Source organism: Nocardia flavorosea NBRC 108225, from assembly GCF_001613385.1.
Taxonomy (GTDB): Bacteria; Actinomycetota; Actinomycetes; order Mycobacteriales; family Mycobacteriaceae; genus Nocardia; species Nocardia flavorosea.
Map to the genome: position 1 here is coordinate 50,202 of NZ_BDCG01000012.1, position 18,755 is coordinate 68,956.

At 68.0% G+C, this 18,755-nt stretch carries 3 protein-coding genes and 1 pseudogene; 2 read left to right on the forward strand and 2 right to left on the reverse strand.

Annotation, left to right across the window (positions count from 1 at the left end; all coding sequences use genetic code 11):
- Positions 1 to 77 precede the first annotated feature (77 nt).
- Together NFL01S_RS13265 and NFL01S_RS34410 are read right to left on the reverse strand one after the other, a co-directional pair.
- Positions 78 to 5,642: a non-ribosomal peptide synthetase gene (locus tag NFL01S_RS13265; RefSeq protein ID WP_063915934.1), complete on the reverse strand. Its 5,565-nt coding sequence runs from the start codon at positions 5,640 to 5,642 to the stop codon at positions 78 to 80.
- Positions 5,639 to 15,976: pseudogene (locus tag NFL01S_RS34410) on the reverse strand (non-ribosomal peptide synthetase); the annotation flags it as partial. The pseudogene NFL01S_RS34410 and the gene NFL01S_RS13265, both read right to left, overlap by 4 nt.
- A 217-nt stretch (positions 15,977 to 16,193) precedes the next feature.
- Here NFL01S_RS34410 and NFL01S_RS13275 point away from each other — a divergent pair.
- Together NFL01S_RS13275 and NFL01S_RS13280 are read left to right on the forward strand one after the other, a co-directional pair.
- Complete coding sequence (locus NFL01S_RS13275) at positions 16,194 to 17,207, forward strand: methyltransferase (protein ID WP_063915935.1); 1,014 nt, start codon at positions 16,194 to 16,196, stop codon at positions 17,205 to 17,207.
- Between the two features lie 14 nt (positions 17,208 to 17,221).
- Complete coding sequence (locus NFL01S_RS13280; RefSeq protein WP_062974968.1) at positions 17,222 to 18,454, forward strand: cytochrome P450 family protein; 1,233 nt, start codon at positions 17,222 to 17,224, stop codon at positions 18,452 to 18,454.
- Positions 18,455 to 18,755 lie beyond the last annotated feature (301 nt).

An 18,755-nucleotide genomic window follows, 5' to 3' on the forward strand; every position in this document is an offset into this window, starting at 1 on the left:
ACCGGCGGCCGGCTCTTCGTACTCGGTCATGAATCCTTCTCGTGATCTTTCGGACCGACGGTGACGCCGGCAGCTCGCTACGCCGGGAGTGGCGCGATGATTTGGGCGGCGACCTCGGCGGCATGGGTCGCGGACATGCTGGTGAGGTGGTCGCCGGGAATATCGGAGATGACGAGAGCGCCGAGCCCGATCCGGGACCAGAACCGGTCCACTTCCGCGCGCGTACCCATGAGAGTCGCGGTCCCGCTGTTGCTCAGCACCCGTATCGGGCCGAAGTACGGCTCGGCCCGATGGGCGCCCATCGCCCGCAGATTGTGCGCGAAAATATCGAACTGCCTGCCGAACTCCTCGAGCATGAGGTCACCAGACCGGTATGGTCCGGTCCCCGAAGTGGCGGCGGTGTACAACGCCGCGACACGATCCGCGCGCGGGACGGCCGCCAACGCCCGGAGCTTCGGCGCCAGCGTCGCCGCCTCGCCGTTCAACCCGGCGAGGGCGCCGGCGGGCACCCGGTCCGGGGTGCGCGCCAGGATTGTGCGCAGCGCGGCCTCGAATTCTTCGGCGTCGGCCGGGAATCCGACTGTGGCCGGGGCGATACCGAGGGACTGGGCGAAAACGTACTCGGTCACCAGCTCGTCGTGCACCGCGGGCGGCTGGTAGGAGCCGATCACCGTGAGCTCGTCCACCGCCGCGCCTGCTTCGGTGAGGTTGCGCGCGACCTCGGCCGCGAGCAGGCCTCCGACGGAGTATCCGATGATCCGGAAGCGCCGGTCGTGTTCGACCAACTCCTTCGCATAGTCGGCGGCTTGCCTGGTGATCACGGTATCGGCCGGGAGATCCAGGTATTTCGCCGGATCGGCGACTTCGAGCCCGAGCAGCGGACCGGGGTGCGCCTGCCGCAAATGCGGAAGCAGCGCATCGTAGGGCGACAACGTACCGGTGCCGCCGTGCACGAGCACCCAGGTGCCGTTACCGTGCCCGGGTTCACCACCCAGCGACCGCACCGCCGTCTGCCGAGCCGCCGGCGCCGCCGGTGTCTGTGCGCGATGGCGGCGGGCGGCCAGCGCGGCGACGGTGGGGTTTCGCAACATATCGCGGAGCAGTTCCTGCCATTCGATATCGGCGACCTCGGGCACCCGGTCGCGAAGCTTGCCGACCATCTGTGACAGCAGCAGCGAATCGCCGCCGAGGGTGTAGAAGTTCTGGTCGCGGCCGACCTTCGGGACACCGAGCATTTCCTGCCAGAGTTGCGCGATCCGCTCTTCGATCTCGTCGGCGGGCGGGATGTAGGCGGAATCCGCGTCGTCGCCGGTGGAGGCCGCGGTCCCCCGTCCGGCCAGTGCCGCGCGGTCGAGTTTGCCGTTCGCCGAGCGCGGCAGCGCGTCCAGAAGAGTCATCTCATCCGGCACCATATGATCGGGCAGCAGGGCCGAGACGTGTTCGATGAGCTGTTCTTCGGTGACCGTGTGGCGCTCGCCTTTGAACCGGGCGAGGAATACGCCCTGTCCGGAGGCGGCGAGTGGAGTGTTCTCGGCGGGCAGCACCCGGACGTGGTCGGCGCCGGCGGTATCGAGTTGGCGCAGCCATTGATCGCGGGTGAAGAACGCCTGCCCGGTACCCGCGCGGACGTCGGTGAAAGCGGTGAGTTCGCTGAAGAATTCGAACTCCATCGACACCAGCAGCGCGTAGTTGTGCTGCCGGGTGGGTTCCAGGAATACCAGCCAGCCGCCCGGTGCGAGCAGATCGCGCAGCCGTGCGAGCACCTCATCGGCGTCGACGGAATTGTGCAATACGTTCGCGCACAGGATGATATCGACCGAGTTGGGCCGCAGCCCCTGAGCCGGCGCAGCGGCGTTGATATCGAAGCGTCCGTAGCGCACCCACGGATAGTCCGTGAACTTCTTGCGGGCCTCACCGAGAAAGTACTCCGATACATCGGTGAACTGGTAGTCCGGTTCGAACTCGGCGAGCGCGGGAATCAGATCGGTGCTGGTGCCGGCGATACCCGCACCGACTTCGAGTATCCGCAGCCGATGCGGCGACTGCCGGGCCAGCTCGCGCACCGTATCGATCACGATGCGGTGGGAACTGCGTGCCACCAGGTTCGTACGGTAGACAGCGTGCGCGGCACCGGGCTTCCCCGCGGGGAACAGCAATTCGCGCACATCGAGCGCACCGCGCAACAGATCGTCCAGCCGGCTACTACAGGCACGGATATAGGACAGGGTTTCGCTGCCGTAGCCGACGATCTCCTCCAGCTGGTCGATCCGTTTCCACGCTGCCTCGACAGCACGGGGTCCGGCGGCGATCAGGTCGCTGTAACGGCCGGTGTCCGGATCGTGCACCACCGCTCCCCCCTCCGCGAGGGCCGCCAGCCAGCGCTTCAGCAGGCCGTGCTGACGCTCGGAAACACCGGTGGCCGCTGCGATTTCGGTGAGGTCGTGCCAGCGGTCGCGATCACCGAACAACCCCCCACTGCGCAACTGGGCGGCGATGGACAGCATGGCCATCTCGTCGACTGCCTGCATCAGCGCGACGAAGGATTCGCCGTCGACTTCCTGCTGCGCCGCGGTGGCCGCCTTCTCGGCGGTGGCGAGCACATCGGCCGCGGCCTGCTCGCCGAGATCCTGAGCGGCGGAGGCATCGGAGGCGATCTCGGCGAAACCGAGCAACCGCACCCCCGGCCCCCGGCCGTTCACCACCACCGCGGCATCGGCCACGGCCCGATGGCGGCGCAATGCCGATTCGATCTCGCCCAGCTCGACCCGGTGTCCGCGGATCTTGACCTGGGTGTCCTCGCGGCCGAGGAATTCGAGTCGGCCGTCCGGGTGGAAGCGGCCGAGATCTCCGGTGCGGTAGAGCCGGGCACCGGTTCGCGGATGCCGGATGAACCGGTGAGCGGTCAGCTCGTCGTCGCCCAGGTATCCCTCGGCCAGGCCACTGCCGCCGATATAGATCTCACCGGTGACGCACTCGGGACAGTCTTGCAGGGCGGTGTCCAGCACATGCACGGTCTGGTTCCGCAAGGGTGAGCCGTAGGGGATGCTGCGCCACTGCGGGTCGATATCGCCCACCGGGTGGTGGATGGACCAGATGGCGGCCTCCGTGGCGCCGCCCAGTCCGACCACGGCCAGATCCGGGTGGTTCGCGCGCATCCGGCCGGGCAGATCCAGGGGGATCCAGTCACCGGAGAGCAGTACCAGCCGCAGCGATTCGGCACGGCCTCCGGGCCCGGCGGCGGAGGGCCGGCCCGGTGCTGGAAGCGAGCGTAGCCGCCCAGCCGACCCCGAAGCCCCCGAATCGGGCAGAGAGTCCAGAACATCCAGCAGCATCTGCAGCTGGCCCGGGACGCTGTTCCACAGGGTGACCGAATGCTGTTGTACCAGTTCGAGCCAGTGCGAAGGGTCGGTCGCGCGGTCCTGTTCGGGAAGCACCACGGCACCACCGGCCGCGAGCACACCGAAGATATCCCATACGGACAGGTCGAACGCCAGGCTCGCGACGCCGAGTACCCGGTCGCTGGAGGTGAGGGCGAAGCGCTCGCCGATATCGTCGAGGGTGTTCGCCGCGGCCCGGTGGGTGACGACGACACCCTTCGGTTCTCCGGTGGAGCCGGAGGTGTAGATGACATAGGCCGGGGCGTCCGGGTCGCCGGCCACTTCGGGCAGGGTGTCGATGCCGGTCAACCGGTCCACGGCCACGGACCGTGCGGTCGTGGGGGTTTGGCCGGATTCGCCGAGCCAGGATTGGGTGAGTATCACCGTCGCACCGGCGCGGTCGATGATTCGCCGGCGGCGCGCCATCGGCTGGGTCACCGCGATCGGTACGTAGGCGGCGCCGGCCACCGATGTGGCGAGCACGGCAACGACCTGCTCGGGCCCCTTTTCCATCAGGACAACCACCCGGTCCCCTGGGCGAACGCCGGCTTCGCGCAGGGCCGCGGCGGTCGCGGCGACACGGCGGCGCAGCTCGCCGAAGCCGAGGACGGTGTCCCGGTGGATCACCGCGGGGGCGGCCGGGTCCGTTTCCGCTCGTTCCACAATCGGCTGATGCAGCATACGTGGTGCTGTGCCGGCGGCGGTGTCGTTGTAGTTGTCGCGGCAGCGCTGCTGCCCGGACGACAGGGCGACCGGATACTGCTCGGTCCACGCGGCGGGCATATCGGCCAATCGAATGATCAGCTCCACGAATGCGGTAAATGCCTCGGCGGCGGTATCGCCTGTCAGGACATCGCGGCGCACGTCCCAGGCGATCATCAGGCCGTCGTCGTACGGGGTCACCTGGCAGTCGAGCCATACCTGTGGGGTGCGGGTGAGTCCACGCAGGATCCGGCCCCGGTTCGGCGGCGCGTCGGGATTGCCGCTACCGAGAGTGCTGGTGAACACGACGGGCATGAGGACCGGATTGCCCGTGCGTCGGGTGAGTTCGCTGAGTACTTCGACACCGTCGAAGAGCCGATGATCGAGGTCGGTGAACAACTGGGTACCGATACCGCGGGCACGCTCGGCGAAAGTGTCCTGTGCGTCGAGGTCGATGCCGAGCAGGTTGACCGAGGTGAAATCGCCGAGTACCGCACCGATCTCGGTATGCGCCGGAAGCCGGTTGAACACCGGCAGATTGAGGGTGAATTGCCGTTTCCGGCTCCAGCGCCCGACGACCTCGGCATAGGCGGCGAGTACCGCACCGGAGGGCGTGACGTCGTGCGGGGTCGCATTGCGGGCCAAACCGGCCAGCACCGGGCCCGGCAGCCAGTGGTGCAGCCGGTCGAAAGCGGGGTCGGCGTCGACTCGGCTACCGTCCTCGGCCGCCCGGGTGGGCAGCTCCGGCGCGGCCGGCAAGCTGTCGATCCGCTCGTGCCAGTAGTCACGATCTCGTTGGTAGCGCGATCCGTTACGCAACTGCTGTACACCCAGGACGTAGTCGCGGAATCCGATCCCGGGTGCGGGCCGCGCCACCCTCTCGTTGCCGGTCTCGTGAACGAGTTCGTCGAGTTCGGCCAGCAGCATGTGCAGGCTCGCGGCATCCACCACCAGCAATTCCACCAGCACGTGCAGAACGCACGCGGTGTCGGTGCGGGTGATGCGCAGGGCGAACAACGGCCACGTATCGGGGGCGCCCGCCGGGCCCAGCAGATCGTCGCGTTGCCGGTCGAGCACGAGGCCGACCTGTGCGGGCTCGTCGCCTCGGATGTCGGTCACCGGGATCTCGTAGTACGGCACGGTCGCCGCGACCTGCTGGTAGCCGTCGCCGTGCACGGTCGCCCGCAGCATGTCGTGGCGGCGAACCAGTGCGTTCCAGGCCGCTTCGACGCTCCTTGGCTCGGCACCGGCATAGGATATTTCGAGGTAACTGGCGCAGGCGACACCACCGAACGGATAGGTGGGATCGCGGCCGACAAGGTAGGCCTGCTGGACCGGGGTCAGCGGGAACGGTTCGTGCGCGGCAGCGGAATCGGCGGACACGCTGATCATCGCCTGATCCCGAGCGAGGAACTCCAGGACCGCGGGCTTGTTCGCCACGAGCGTTTCCCGGTGCTCGGCGGTCAGCACACCCTGGGGAGCTCGGAAACGCAATTGCTCACCGTCGCCCCAGAGCTGAACTCCGCGCTGTCGTAGATCGTTTACCAGGCCGGGGACGTTCACAAAGCACCTTCTTCTAGATCGATACCGGTATGCGGTTGGTTTTTGCCGAGTCCGGCGATAGTCGGAGTCGTGAAGAATTCGCGCAGCGTCACCGAGATGCCCAGTTCCCGGGTGAGGCGGCCCACGAGACGGGTTGCCGACAGCGAATCACCACCCGAGCCGAAGAAACTCGTATGCCGATCGGCCGGCCCACTACCCAGCGTCTCCGACCAGATCTGCGCCATCCGGGTCTCCAGCCCGGGACGAATCGGCTCGTTGCACTCGGAAATCGCTGGGCCGGCGGCTGATTCGGCTCGGCGCACCAGAGCGGCGTGATCGAGTTTTCCGTTCCCGGTCAGTGGCGGCTCGAGGAGTGGGATGAGTTCGGGGGCCCAGGCGGCGGGAATACGGCCGGCGAGGAAGCCGGGCAGACTGTCCGGGAGCCGCGCCGGATCGGCCGGTGCCTCCGGTTCGACGAAGGCGACCAGCCGCGCCTGCGCGCGCTCCCCCACCGCGAGCGCGATCGCCCGCCGAACCTCCGGATGAGCGGTGATGGCCTGCTCGATCTCCCCCAGTTCCACCCGATGACCACGGATCTTCACCTGACGATCCGCACGACCGAGAAACTCGAGCGCACCATCGGGCCGATACCGGCCGAGATCGCCGGTCCGGTACCAGCGAGTCCCACCATCGTCGAAGAACGAGGCCGCAGTGAGGTCGGGCCTGCCCCGGTAGCCCCGTGCGACTCCGGCACCACCGATCAGCAACTCCCCCGGCACCCAATCGGGCCGATCCCGGCCGTTCTCGTCGACCACCCGGAACTGCTGATTACGCAACGGCCGGCCATAGGGAATCGACGTCCACTCCGGGTCCACCGAATCGACTTCGAAATAGTTCGACCAGATCGCCGCTTCCGTAGCACCACCCAGCGCGACGAGACGGCAATTCCGGGACAACTCGGTGAGGCGGCCGGGCAGGTCCAGCCCCACCCAGTCCCCGGACACCAGAGCCAACCGCAGCGTCGACGACAGCCCCGGCCCGGATTCGGCCACCGTGAGCAGCATATCCAGCATCGCCGGCACCGTGTTCCACACCGTCACACCGTGCTCGCCCACCAACTCGAGCCAGCGCTCCGCATCACGCCGATCCTCGTCCGGCACGATCACCACGCTCCCACCGGCACCCAGCACACCGAACAGATCGAACACCGACAGATCGAAATCGACAGCCGCCACCGCAAGCACCCGGTCCCGTTCGCCCAGCTCGTAGCGATCTTCCAGGTCGAGAAGCGTGTTCACCGCCTGCCCGTGCTCGATCTCGACTCCCTTCGGGACGCCGGTGGAACCCGAGGTGAAGATGACGTACGCAAGATCGGCGCCACCGCCCCGGTATACCGGCGCGGGCTCGTGCTGCCGTGCGTTCGCGATCGCCACCACCGGCACCCCACCGGCCCGCGGTCCGGCCGCTCGATCGGCATCGGCACTCTCGCCGCCGGATCCGGCCGGGCCTGCACCCCCTTCGGCCACACCACCATTCGGTGCGAAACCGGCGGCTACACGCGCTGGACCGGCGCCTCCGGCAATGCCGTCGGAGCGAACAGTGTCAGTGGCTTCGGCAGGGTCGCCGGAACGAATCAGCGGGGTGCGCTCGGAGAGCTCGTCATAGTCGCCGGTGTCGCCGGGATGCGTAGTGGTGGTGAATCGGCCGGTGTCGTCGGTCAGTACCGCGGAGACTCCGGCCTGCTCCAGGATCGCGTTCCGACGCCGTACCGGCTGGTCCCCGGCGATCGGCACATACGCCGCTCCCGCAGCAAGAACCCCGTACACCGCCGCCACCTGCGCGGCACCCCGGGCCGCGCACACCGCGACCGCATCACCCGGCCGGACACCATGCGTGGCCAGCAATGCGGCGATTCTGCGGCTGTGCTCGGCGAGGGCACCGAATGACACCGTCGTATCACCGTCGACGAGGGCCGCGCGGTCCGGATCGGCCGCGGCGATATCGAACATCGCCGTATGCAACTGCCGAACCGGATCGGAGCTCCTGGTGCCCTCGGCCGGGCGTTTGCCCGATAACTTCTCGTGTTCGGGCCGCGGCCGAGTGGTGTCGTTGACGTGGTCGCGGATCGTCCGCTGATGCGGGGGGAGCACCGGCAGTACCGCGTCGAGCGGTTGCTCCCAGTCGATCTCACTCAGCCGGGTCAGCAGCCGGTGATAGGCGGCCAGCATATCGCCGACGAGTCCGTCGGGGAACAGCTCGTCGACCGAATCCCAGCTCAGCAGGAGCCCGTCCGGGAGTTCGATGACCTGATGGTCGAGCCACACCTGCGGTGTCTGCGTCCGCGTGTAGTCGGGCCAGCGCACCGCCCCCGCCAGCTCGTCGTCGACCCCGAGCATGGACGTGAACACCACGGGTACCGGTTCGGCGGGTACGGCGCTGTCGCGGGCGAGCTCGCGCAGTACCCGAACCGCGGACACCTGCTGGTGGTCCAGATCGCTCCACAACTGTTCCTGCAACCGCCGGGCACGCGCCCGCCAGCTCTCGTTGCCGGTGGGGCGATCCGCGACCAGCAGCAGTGAACTGAAGTCCCCTACCACTCGCATGATGTCCGGATGCACGTCCCGGCGATCGAACCGGGTCAGCGTCACCGTCAGCTCACGCTGAGCGCTCCAGTTCCCCAGCACCCACGTATAGCAGGCCAGCAACACCACGCTCGGTGTCACACCGATATCTCGAGCACGCGAAACGATGCCATGCCAGGTCGCGGGATCGAGCCGGACCTCCCGGCGGACGAAGTGGGGCCGCTGCACCGTTGCCGGTAGCACCCGCAACGGCAGCTGCGGTCCCGGCGGCAACTCCGGCAACCGTGCACGCCAATACGACAGCGCCGCCCGCACCTCGTCTTCCGACGGCGCACAGGTCATCGCATAGTCGCGGAAGTCGACGGCCGGCGGCTCCATCACGAGCGCCGGGTCCGTATACCAGCGTGTCCATTCGGAGATGAGCACCAGGGCGCTCAGACCGTCGACGACCAAGCTGTCGAAGACCACGCAGACCCGGGACCTCTCGCCCGCACGCACGACCCGGATATCGAACAGCGGCCAGGTGGCGGCATCCACAGCTCCGCCGGCCATCTCTGCCCGCAAGGCCGTGGCCGCGCCCTCGAAATCGCCGCTGGTATCGATGACCGGGATCCGGTACTCCGGAGTATGGGCCAGGACCCGCTGTAGACCGTCGGCGCCGACCACTGCACGCATCATCGCGTGCCGTTCGATCACCCGGTTCCAGGAACGCTCCAAACGATCCACGTCCAGTCCGGGCCAGTCGTATTCGAAATAGAGTTGTGCGCCGATACCGCCCAGATCGAAATCGTCCGACCGGCCCAGCCAGTACGCCACCTGGATATCGGTCAGCTCGAACGGATCCAGCCGATGTGCGATATCGGCCGTTGCCTGCGGGGCGGCGAACAGCCTGCGCAACTGCTCACCCGGTACGGCGGTCTCGGCCTCGGTCCGGTGGCGGCCGAGTCCGGCGATGGTCGGGTCGGTGAAGAATTCGCGCAGGGTCACACGGATGCCGAGTTCACGGGAAAGGCGGCTCACCAGCCGGGTCGCGGACAGCGAATCACCGCCCGCGCCGAAGAAATTGGCCTTCCGGTCCGGAAGAGCGCCGCCGAGGACTTCTTGCCAGATCTGACCGATCCGGGTCTCCGGCCCCGGGCGGACGGGCTCGTTTCGTTCAGCTTCGTCTTTGCCTGCGACGGTCGCAGTTGCGGCTCGCCGTACCAAGGCGGCATGGTCGATTTTCCCGTTGCCGGTCAGGGGCGGGTCCGGCAATGCGATCAGCTCGGGGGCCCAGCCCGGCGGAATCCGGTCGGCGAGAAAACCCGCGAGGTCTCCGGGCAGCCCGGGTTCGACGAAGGCGACCAGCCGCGCCTGGGTTCTTTCCCCGACCGCGAGCGCGATTGCCCGCCGGACCTCGGGGTGAGCGGTGACGGCCTGCTCGATCTCACCGAGTTCCACCCGATGCCCGCGGATCTTCACCTGGCGATCGGCGCGGCCCAGGAATTCGAGGACCCCATCGGGCCGGTATCGGCCCAGATCACCGGTCCGATACCACCGGGTCCCGTCGTCATCGAAGAATGCCGCCGCAGTGAGGGCGGGGCTGCCGCGGTACCCCCGGGCGACTCCGGCGCCGCCGATCAACAACTCCCCCGGTACCCAGTCGGGCCGATCCCGGCCGGTGTCGTCGACCACCCGGAACTGCTGATTACGCAGCGGGCGGCCGTAAGGTATCGACGTCCACTCCGGGTCCACCGACTCGACTTCGAAATAGTTCGACCAGATCGCCGCTTCGGTGGCACCCCCCAGAGCGATCAGGCGGCACCCCGGCGCCTGGGCCGCGAGACGGCCCGGTAGGTCCAATCCGATCCAGTCCCCGGACACCAGCGCCAACCGCAGCGCCGGCGACAGCCCCGGCCCGGTTTCGGCCACCGTGAGCAGCATATCCAGCATCGCCGGCACCGTGTTCCACACCGTCACACCGTGCTCGCCCACCAGCTCGAGCCACCGGCCCGGATCACGCCGGTCCTCATCCGCGACGATCACCGCGCTACCACCGGCGCCCAGCACACCGAACAGGTCGAAAACCGACAGATCGAAATCGGCGGCTGCCACGGCGAGTACCCGGTCGTTCGCGTCGAGCGCGTAGCGTCCCCGCAGATCGTCGAGAGTGTTCATTGCCTGCGCGTGCTCGACCTCGACTCCCTTCGGGGTACCGGACGAACCCGACGTGAAGATCACATAGGCGAGGTCGCCTCCACCCCCGCGATATACCGCCGCGGGCTCCTGCTCCGCTGCGTCCGCGATCGCCACCACCGCCACTGCACCGGCCCGCGTATCGGCCTCTCGGTCCACATCGCCACCGGCTCCGACACCGGCTCCGGCGACACCATCACCGTCGGCACGGCCGGCACCGGCACCGGCCGAGGAAACGTACTCACCGAAACCGACGCGCCCGGCCGTAGTAGCAACCTCGGCGGCACCGCCGGACCCGGCCGGGCCGATACGCCCTCCGGCAACACCGTCACCATTCGGCGAGAAACCTCGGGGGACAGGTTCGGAACCGGCAACTTTCGCAATGCCATCGGAACGAACAGCGCCGGCGACACCGCCGGAACCGTCCCGGGTGGTGTCATCGGCGAACTCGGCGGTTCCACTCACATTGTTGCGCTGCACGGGGGTGCCGAATCGGGCGGTGTCGTCGGTGAGTACCACCGAGACCCCGGCCTGCTCCAGGATCGCGGCCCGCCGCCGCACCGGCTGATCCCGCGCGACCGGCACATACGCCGCCCCGGCAGCCAGCACCCCGTACAACGCCGACACCTGCGCCACGCCCCGCGCCGCGCACACCGCTACCGCATCACCGGGCCGGACACCATGCGATATCAGCAGTGCCGCGATGCGGCGGCTACGTTCGGCGAGCGCACCGAAGGACACTGTCGTACCGCCGTCGACAAGCGCTGTGCGGCCTGGGTCTACCGCAGCGATCTCGAACATCGCGGTATGCAGCAGGCGATCCGAACCGCTCCGGCGTTCCTCCGGGTGTACCGCGGAGGCGGGTGCGCCGGGTGCCTCGGGCCAGGACGTGTCGTTCACCCGGTCGCGGACAGCCTGCTGATCGGGCGGCAATACCGGCAGTACCGAGTCGAGCGGCTGCTCCCAATCCGCCTCGCTCAGCCGTGACAGCAGCCGGTGGTAGGTGGCCAGCATCGCCTCGACCATCCCGTCGGGGAACAGCTCGTCGACCGAATCCCAGCTCAACAACAACCCGTCGGGGAGTTCGATGACCTGATGGTCGAGCCACACCTGCGGAGTCTGTGTCCGCGTGAAGTCCGGCCAGCGCACCGACCGCGCCAGCTCGTCGTCGACACCGAGCATGGAGGTGAACACCACCGGGACCGGTTCGGCAGGCACTTCGCTGTCGCGAGCCAGTTCACGCAGTACTCTCACCGCGGAAACCTGCTGGTGGTCCAGATCGCTCCACAACTGCTCCTGCAACCGCCGCGCCCGCGCCGACCAGCTCTCGTTCGCCGCAGGGTGATCAGCCACCAGTAGCAGCGAACTGAAATCGCCGACAACTCGCATGATGTCGGGATGCACATCGCGGCGATCGAACCGGGTCAGCGTCACCGTCAGCTCACGCTGCGCGCTCCAACTCCCCAGCACCCACGTGTAACACGCCAGCAGCACAACGCTCGGCGTCACACCGAATGCCCGCGCCCGCGCGGCGATCCGACTCCAGACAGTGCCGTCCAGCCGGACCTCCCGGCGCACGAACCGCGGCCGCTGCACCACCGCCGGCAACACCCGCAAGGGCAACTGCGGGCCGGGCGGCAGCTCCGGCAGTCGCGATCGCCAATACGAGAGGGCCGCCCGGACCTCGTCCTCCGATGGCGCACAACTGTGCACATAGTCGCGGAATTCCAGTCCCGGTTCGGGCAACGCGAGACCCTGCTCCGCGTACAACTGCGTCCACTCGGACAGCAGCACCAGCGCACTCAGGCCATCGGCGATCAGTGTGTCGAAAGCGGCGCAGACCCGGGTGCCTGCCTTGTCGTCCACGACCCGGATATCGAACAACGGCCACCTGCCGGCGTCGAGCAAGCCCTCCGACATTTCGTCACGAACATCTGCCACCGGGCCCTCGACCACCGGTATCCGGTATGTCGGGACCTCGGCGAGGACCCGCTGCGCGCCGTCCGCAGTAATCACGGCGCGCAGCATCGGATGCCGGTCGATCACCCGATTCCAGGCGGCTTCCAGCCGCGCCGGGTCGACACCGCGCCACTCGTATTCGATGTAGAGCTGCGCGCCGATCCCGCCGAGATCGAAGCTGTCCGACCGGCCCAGCCAGTAGGCGGCCTGGATATCGGTCAGCGGAAACGGCTCGTACCGACGCTCCGGGTCCGGCACGATCTCCGCACTCTCCGTGGCGGTGCCGACAGTCAGGGTCGCGGCGAATGCGGCGAGCGTGGGCGCGGTGAACAGGTGCGCCAGATCAGCCCCCCTCACCCCCTCGGCCGCCAGTCGCCGAATCAGGCGGGTGGCCAGCAGACTGTCGCCACCCAGGGCGAAGAAGTCGTCGTCGCGCCGGATGTTCTCGATATCGAGAACTGCGCCCCACGTATCGGCGGCGACCCGCTCCATGCCGGTCAGAGGCTCACCGGAGGCGCTGCCGTGGTGACTGTCCACGGCAGCGGCGAGGGTGGCGCGGACTGCGTCCCGATCGATCTTGCCGTTGCGCGTGATGGCGAGTTCCGCGCTTCGGACGAACCGGCGGGGAATCATATAGGGGGGCAACCGTTCGCCGAGCCAGGTGCGCAATGCGTCGTCGGTGAGGTCGTCGAGATCATCGGTGGCACCCACGACGACAGCGCCGAGAGACTTGGTGGGGTGTTCGAGCACGGCGGCGGCCGCGGCAGCAATTCGGGGATGGGCGGCCAGCACCGTTTCGACCTCACCCAGTTCGATCCGGTGGCCGCGGATCTTGACCTGATGGTCGATACGGCCGAGGAATTCGAGGGTGCCGTCGGGCCGATAGCGCACCAGGTCACCGGTCCGGTACCACCGGATCCCCTCGTGTTCGACGAACTTCTCGGCGGTGCGCTCCGGGTCGCCCCGGTAGCCGTGTGCCAGCCCGAGCCCCGTAACCCACAGTTCCCCTGCCGCCCAGTCGGGGCAGTCCCGGCCGTGCCGGTCGACCACCCGGCAGCCGGCATGCGGTAGCGGAACCCCGTACGGCACGCTCGACCAGCCGGGGTCGACGGTGCCGACCTCGCATACGGTGGCATGGATGGCTACCTCGGTCATCCCGCCGAGTCCGGCGAACCGGCAGTCGGGAACCAACCGGCGCAACCGTTGCGGCAGGTCCACGGTGACCCGGTCGCCGCCGAGCATGACCACTCGCAATGCGTCACCCAGCCCGCAGTCGGCGGCGGCGGTCAACAGCATGTCCAGCAGCGCCGGCACGGCACTGACGACGGTCACCTCCCACCGGCGGATCAGTTCGGCCCAGGCGGCGGCATCACGACGCTGCGCCTCGTCGATCACGACCACCGAGCCGCCGAACGCCAGAAACCCGAACAGGTCGTAGGCGGAGAGGTCGAAGTCCAGCGCGGACAGCGTGATCGTGCGATCCTGCGCGCCGATGCCGAACCGGCTGTTGACGGCGTCGACGGTGGCCGCGACGGCACGGTGGGCCACCTCGACTCCCTTGGGGTCACCGGTGGAGCCGGAGGTGAAGACGACATACATGGCGTCTTCGGGATCGACCTCGATACTCTCGGTCAGTGGGTCGGCAGTACGGGCCTGTTCCGGAAAGACCGGTTCGACATCGTCGGGCCAGGAACCCGCGGCCACGGTGTCCCGGTCGGTGATGACCAGGCGCGCGCCCGCCGTGCGGGCGACCCGTGCGCGCCGCGCCGGCGGAAGATCGATCCCCGAGGGCACGTAGGTTGCCCCGGCTGCGAGCACGCCCAAGGTCGCCACGACCTGATCGACCCCCTTGGGCAAGGTGACAACCACACTGTCGCCACGACCGATCCCCTTGTCCCGCAACAGCCCTGCCATACGCCTGGCCTGTGCCGACAGCTCACCGTACGAGATTGTGGCGCCGCCGGTGACCAGGGCGGTCCGGTCCGGATCCGTGGCAGCCCGCACGAAGAAACGCTGGTGCAGCGGTAGGGCGGGCGCGGCGGCGACCTCGCTGTACCGGCGGCCCGTCACCGGCCACGGGGCCGGGCGATCCCATGCGCCGTCGTCGTCCAGTAACAGTTCGACACATCCCACGTAGGCGTCGAACATGGTGTCCAGCAATCCGGGCGGGAACAGCGATACGCGCGCATCCCAGTTGAGCAGGATACCGCCGTCGAATTCGGTGACCTGGGCGTCCAGCCAAACCTGTGGTCCTTGAGAAATCGCCCATGCCGGGTCGCCGAGACATTTCCGGACCGCGGGCGCGTACAGCTCACCCAAGCTCAGTGCACTGGTGTACACCACCGGCGCGAATATCCGCTCCCCACCGTTGCGCCGGCTCAGATCCCGTAACACCTCGACACCCGAATATGCCGCGTACCCCAGGACCTCGCGCAACCGGCCGGTCACCGCCTGTGCCCGTTCGGTGAGCGACATCGGCGCGGACAGGTCCACATCGAGCAGTACCGAACTCGAGAAGTCGCCGACGAGCAGGTCCACGTCATCATGCAAGGGCTCCCGGTCGAACGCGGGCAGGTTCAACAGGAAGCGATCGGTACCGCTCCACGCACCGATGGTTTCGGCGAAAACCGTCGCGAGCACACCGGCAGTGGTCAGGCCGGCATGCTGTGCCCGTTCGCGCAGCCGTGCCGCGCGATCCGGGGACAACCAGTGCCGACGCCGGTCGACCCGCGCCCCGCCGCTCGCCTCCTCGGTGGTCAGCAGTGGAAGTTCGGGCGCTGCGGGCAGTTCCGGTAGCTGCGCCTGCCACCAGCGCCGGGCCTGTTCCTTCGCGGTGGCCCGGCTCCGGCCGCGGTCGGCGAGATACCGGCGGTAGCTGTATTCCGGCGCGGGCAGTGCCGCGGGACCGTGCTCGTACAGCGCGGCCAGGTCAGCGAGCAGATTCCGCAGGCTCAACGCGTCGCCGGCGATCATGTCCAGGTCCAGATGAGCCCGCGTACGCCCACCCGGCAGTAACGACAGCTGAAGATCGACTACCTCGCCGTCCGCGATATCCATGCGCCGATGCGAGAGAGTGTCGCGAATCCGTGCCAAGCGCCGAATACGCTCGGGCTCGGGCAATTCCCGGAGATCGTGCACGACCAGACCGCGCCACGAGCCGCGCTCGGTTACCCGTTGCATACCTGCAGCATCGATTGTCACCCGGAGCATCGGATGCCGCGCGATCAGGGCACGCATCGCACGCTCCAGCCGATCCGGGTCGATACCGTCGGCGTGGTCGAACTCGCTGTAGAAGTGGGCGGCCACCTCGCCCAGGTACTGCGTCTGCGTACGCCCGATCCAGAACGCGTGTTGCATCACTGCCAGCGGAAAGGGCGCCGAGTCGTCGACGGCGACCGGACTGTCGGCGGCACCCCGCTCCGCGAGCGCGCCGGACCGCCCGCCGCCCAGAAGTTTCCGCCATGCCCCCAGCGTCGGATTCTGCACGAGATCCCGGAACTCCACCCGCGTACCTGCGCGTCGCATGAGCCCGGAGATACGCATGATGGTCACCGAGTCGAGTCCCAGGCCGAGCAGGTCGGCGTCGTCTGTCAGCGCGTCCACCGGGACTCCCGTCAGCTTGCCGACTTCTTGCCGCAGTGCCCCTCCGTCGTGGCCCCAGTCCACTTTTTTCGTCGTACGCGCGAGTGGCAAATGGAGCTCTTCCTGCATCACAGTCCCAACTAGGAAACGATAACCATTTTCAATAGTGCTACAATCTACGACGTGCCAACAGGTCCGGTCAAGCGACCTCAAAAGTTCGGCGATGCGAAACACATTGGCGGCGAGGCACTTCAGTGACGCACAGGAAGTAGGCATGGCAGCCCATCAACGACTCATGAATATGATGTTCGGTACGATCTGCTCCCAAGTCGTCGGTACCGCCGCCCGCCTCGGGCTCGCCGATCACCTGGGAGACAGCGCACTCGGTTATCCCGAGCTGGCCGCGCTCACCGGCACCCATCCCGGCGCACTCGCCCGGCTGCTCCGGGCTCTGGCCGCGTTGGAGATCGTCGTCGAAGCCGGACCGGGCATATTCCGGCTGGGCGAGGCGGGAATGCCCCTTCGCACCGATCGACCGGATTCCCAGGCAGCGGCCGTGCTGTTGTTCACCGATCCGGCCCTGCTGGATTCCTGGAAGCTCACCGAGGAGGCGGTACGCACCGGACGGCCGACCTTCGAAGGGCTCTACGGCACCGATTTCTTCAGCTTCCTCGCCACAAAACCGGAACTGTCCGAACGCTTCAACGCGACGATGCGACAGGTCAGCCTGCCCATCGCACAACTGATTCCGGTGAGCTACGACTTCACCCGGTACCACACCGTCATCGATATCGGCGGCGGTGACGGCACCCTGCTCTCGCAGATCCTGCGCGGTGCACAGGCCGTACACGGCGTGGTATTCGATTCACCGACCGGAGTCGCCGAGGCCACCTCGACCCTCACCGCGGCAGGCGTTGCCGATCGCTGCCGCATCGAAGCCGGCGATTTCTTCTCCGCCGTGCCCGAGGGCGGAGATATCTACGTACTCAAGAACATCCTGCACGACTGGGACGACGAGCGCTGCGTCACGATCCTGGAACGGTGCCACCGGGCAATGCCTGCCGCGGGTCGCCTGCTGATCGTGGAATCCGTACTGCCCGATGTGGTCGACACCTCGGACCCGGCGCCCTACCTCACCGATATCAGCATGCTCGTCAACATGGGCGGCCAGGAGCGCACCCGTACCGAATACGAAAACCTCTGCCGCCGAGCCGGATTCTCGGTCACCGCGGTCCATCCGACCGTCTTCCCCACGTCGTACTCGCTGATCGAGGCAACACCGGCCTGAACGGAACGCCACCCATGCTCGACAAGTCCCGCCCGATCGTTGTCGACCTCCTGGCCGACGATTTCCACGAACGGGCCCACACCGTCTACGACGAACTGCGCGCGCAGTCACCGGTCGTCTTCGCCGAACTACCGGAGCAGCCGGGCCGGGGGTTCTGGATGATCACCGGATACGCGGCAGCCGACGCGGCGCTCCGCGACAACCGGCTGGCCAACAATCCCCGCGCGCTCCTCTCCGAAAAGCAGCTCGCGGCCAGGGCACGAGCCCAGATTCCGGAACCACCGCACACCATGCTGCTCGCCGATCCCCCGGAGCACACCCGGCTGCGGCGGGCCGCGCAGCAGGCGTTCACCTCCAGATCGGTCACCGCGTTGCGGCCCACGATGATCCGGCATGCCGGACACTTGCTGGACGAGGCGGAGCAGGCCGCCCGAAACGGTGACGGCACAGTGGACCTTCTGCACGCCTACGCCTACCCGCTGTCGCTGACCGTGCTCGGCGAAATCCTCGGCTTCCCCGATACCTGGCATACCGGCCTGCACGATCTCGCCGTACGCGCGGCAACCGCTTCCACCCCGCTCTCCGGCCCCGACCCCGCTCTACGCGAACTGCTCGAGAACTACACCCGCGATCTCGTACTCCTCAAACGCGATACCCCCGGCGACGATCTGGTCAGCAGGCTGGTCCACCCCCGGTCCGGCAAAGACGCCCTGTCCGACGGCGAACTGATGGCCATGATCGGCCTGCTGGTCGCCGCGGGATTCGAGACCTCGGCCAGCCTCATCGCCAGCGCCACCCTGTCCTTGCTCACCCACCCCGCCCAGTGGGCAGCGCTCCGCGACAACCCGGACCTTGCTGCCCCCGCCGTGGAAGAGACCATGCGCTACTGGGGTCCGGTGGAATCCGCGACGATGCGCCTCGCACTCGCTCCGCTCGAACTCGGCAGCCGACGCATCGAACGTGGCGATCGAGTCCTGGTGTTCCCCGCCGCCGCCAACCGCGATCCCGCCCACATCACCGACCCACATCGCTTCGATATCCACCGCCGCCCCCGCCCTCATCTCGGCTTCAGCGGCGGTATCCACAACTGTATGGGCGCCGCGCTCGCCCGCACCGAAGTCGCCATCGCACTCACCACCCTCACCACACGCTGGCCCGGCCTGAGCACCGCCGTGCCTCCGGCCGAATTGCGCTGGCGCCCAGGTATGGGCCTGCGCGGCCTGCGCCGCCTGCCGGTGCGCCCCTGATCCCGGCCACTGCGTGTACCGGGCACCGCTTCCGTGGCCGGCACCGAGTACACATCAGCACCCAAAGGAATTCGACCATGCCCTCCCCGACCGATGCCCAGTGCGACGTCGCCATTCGGGGCGCCGGAATCGCCGGCAGCACCCTGTTCACGATCCTGGCCCGCCACAAGCTCGGACCCGAACCGGGGCACCGCTCTGGACCGAGGACTCCTTTGCCCGACCTCCGCTGATATCCGATGGACGACCGGCTCCCGGCGACCCGCCGTAGCGACCGCGACCGAGACGTCCACCGGACAGCAAC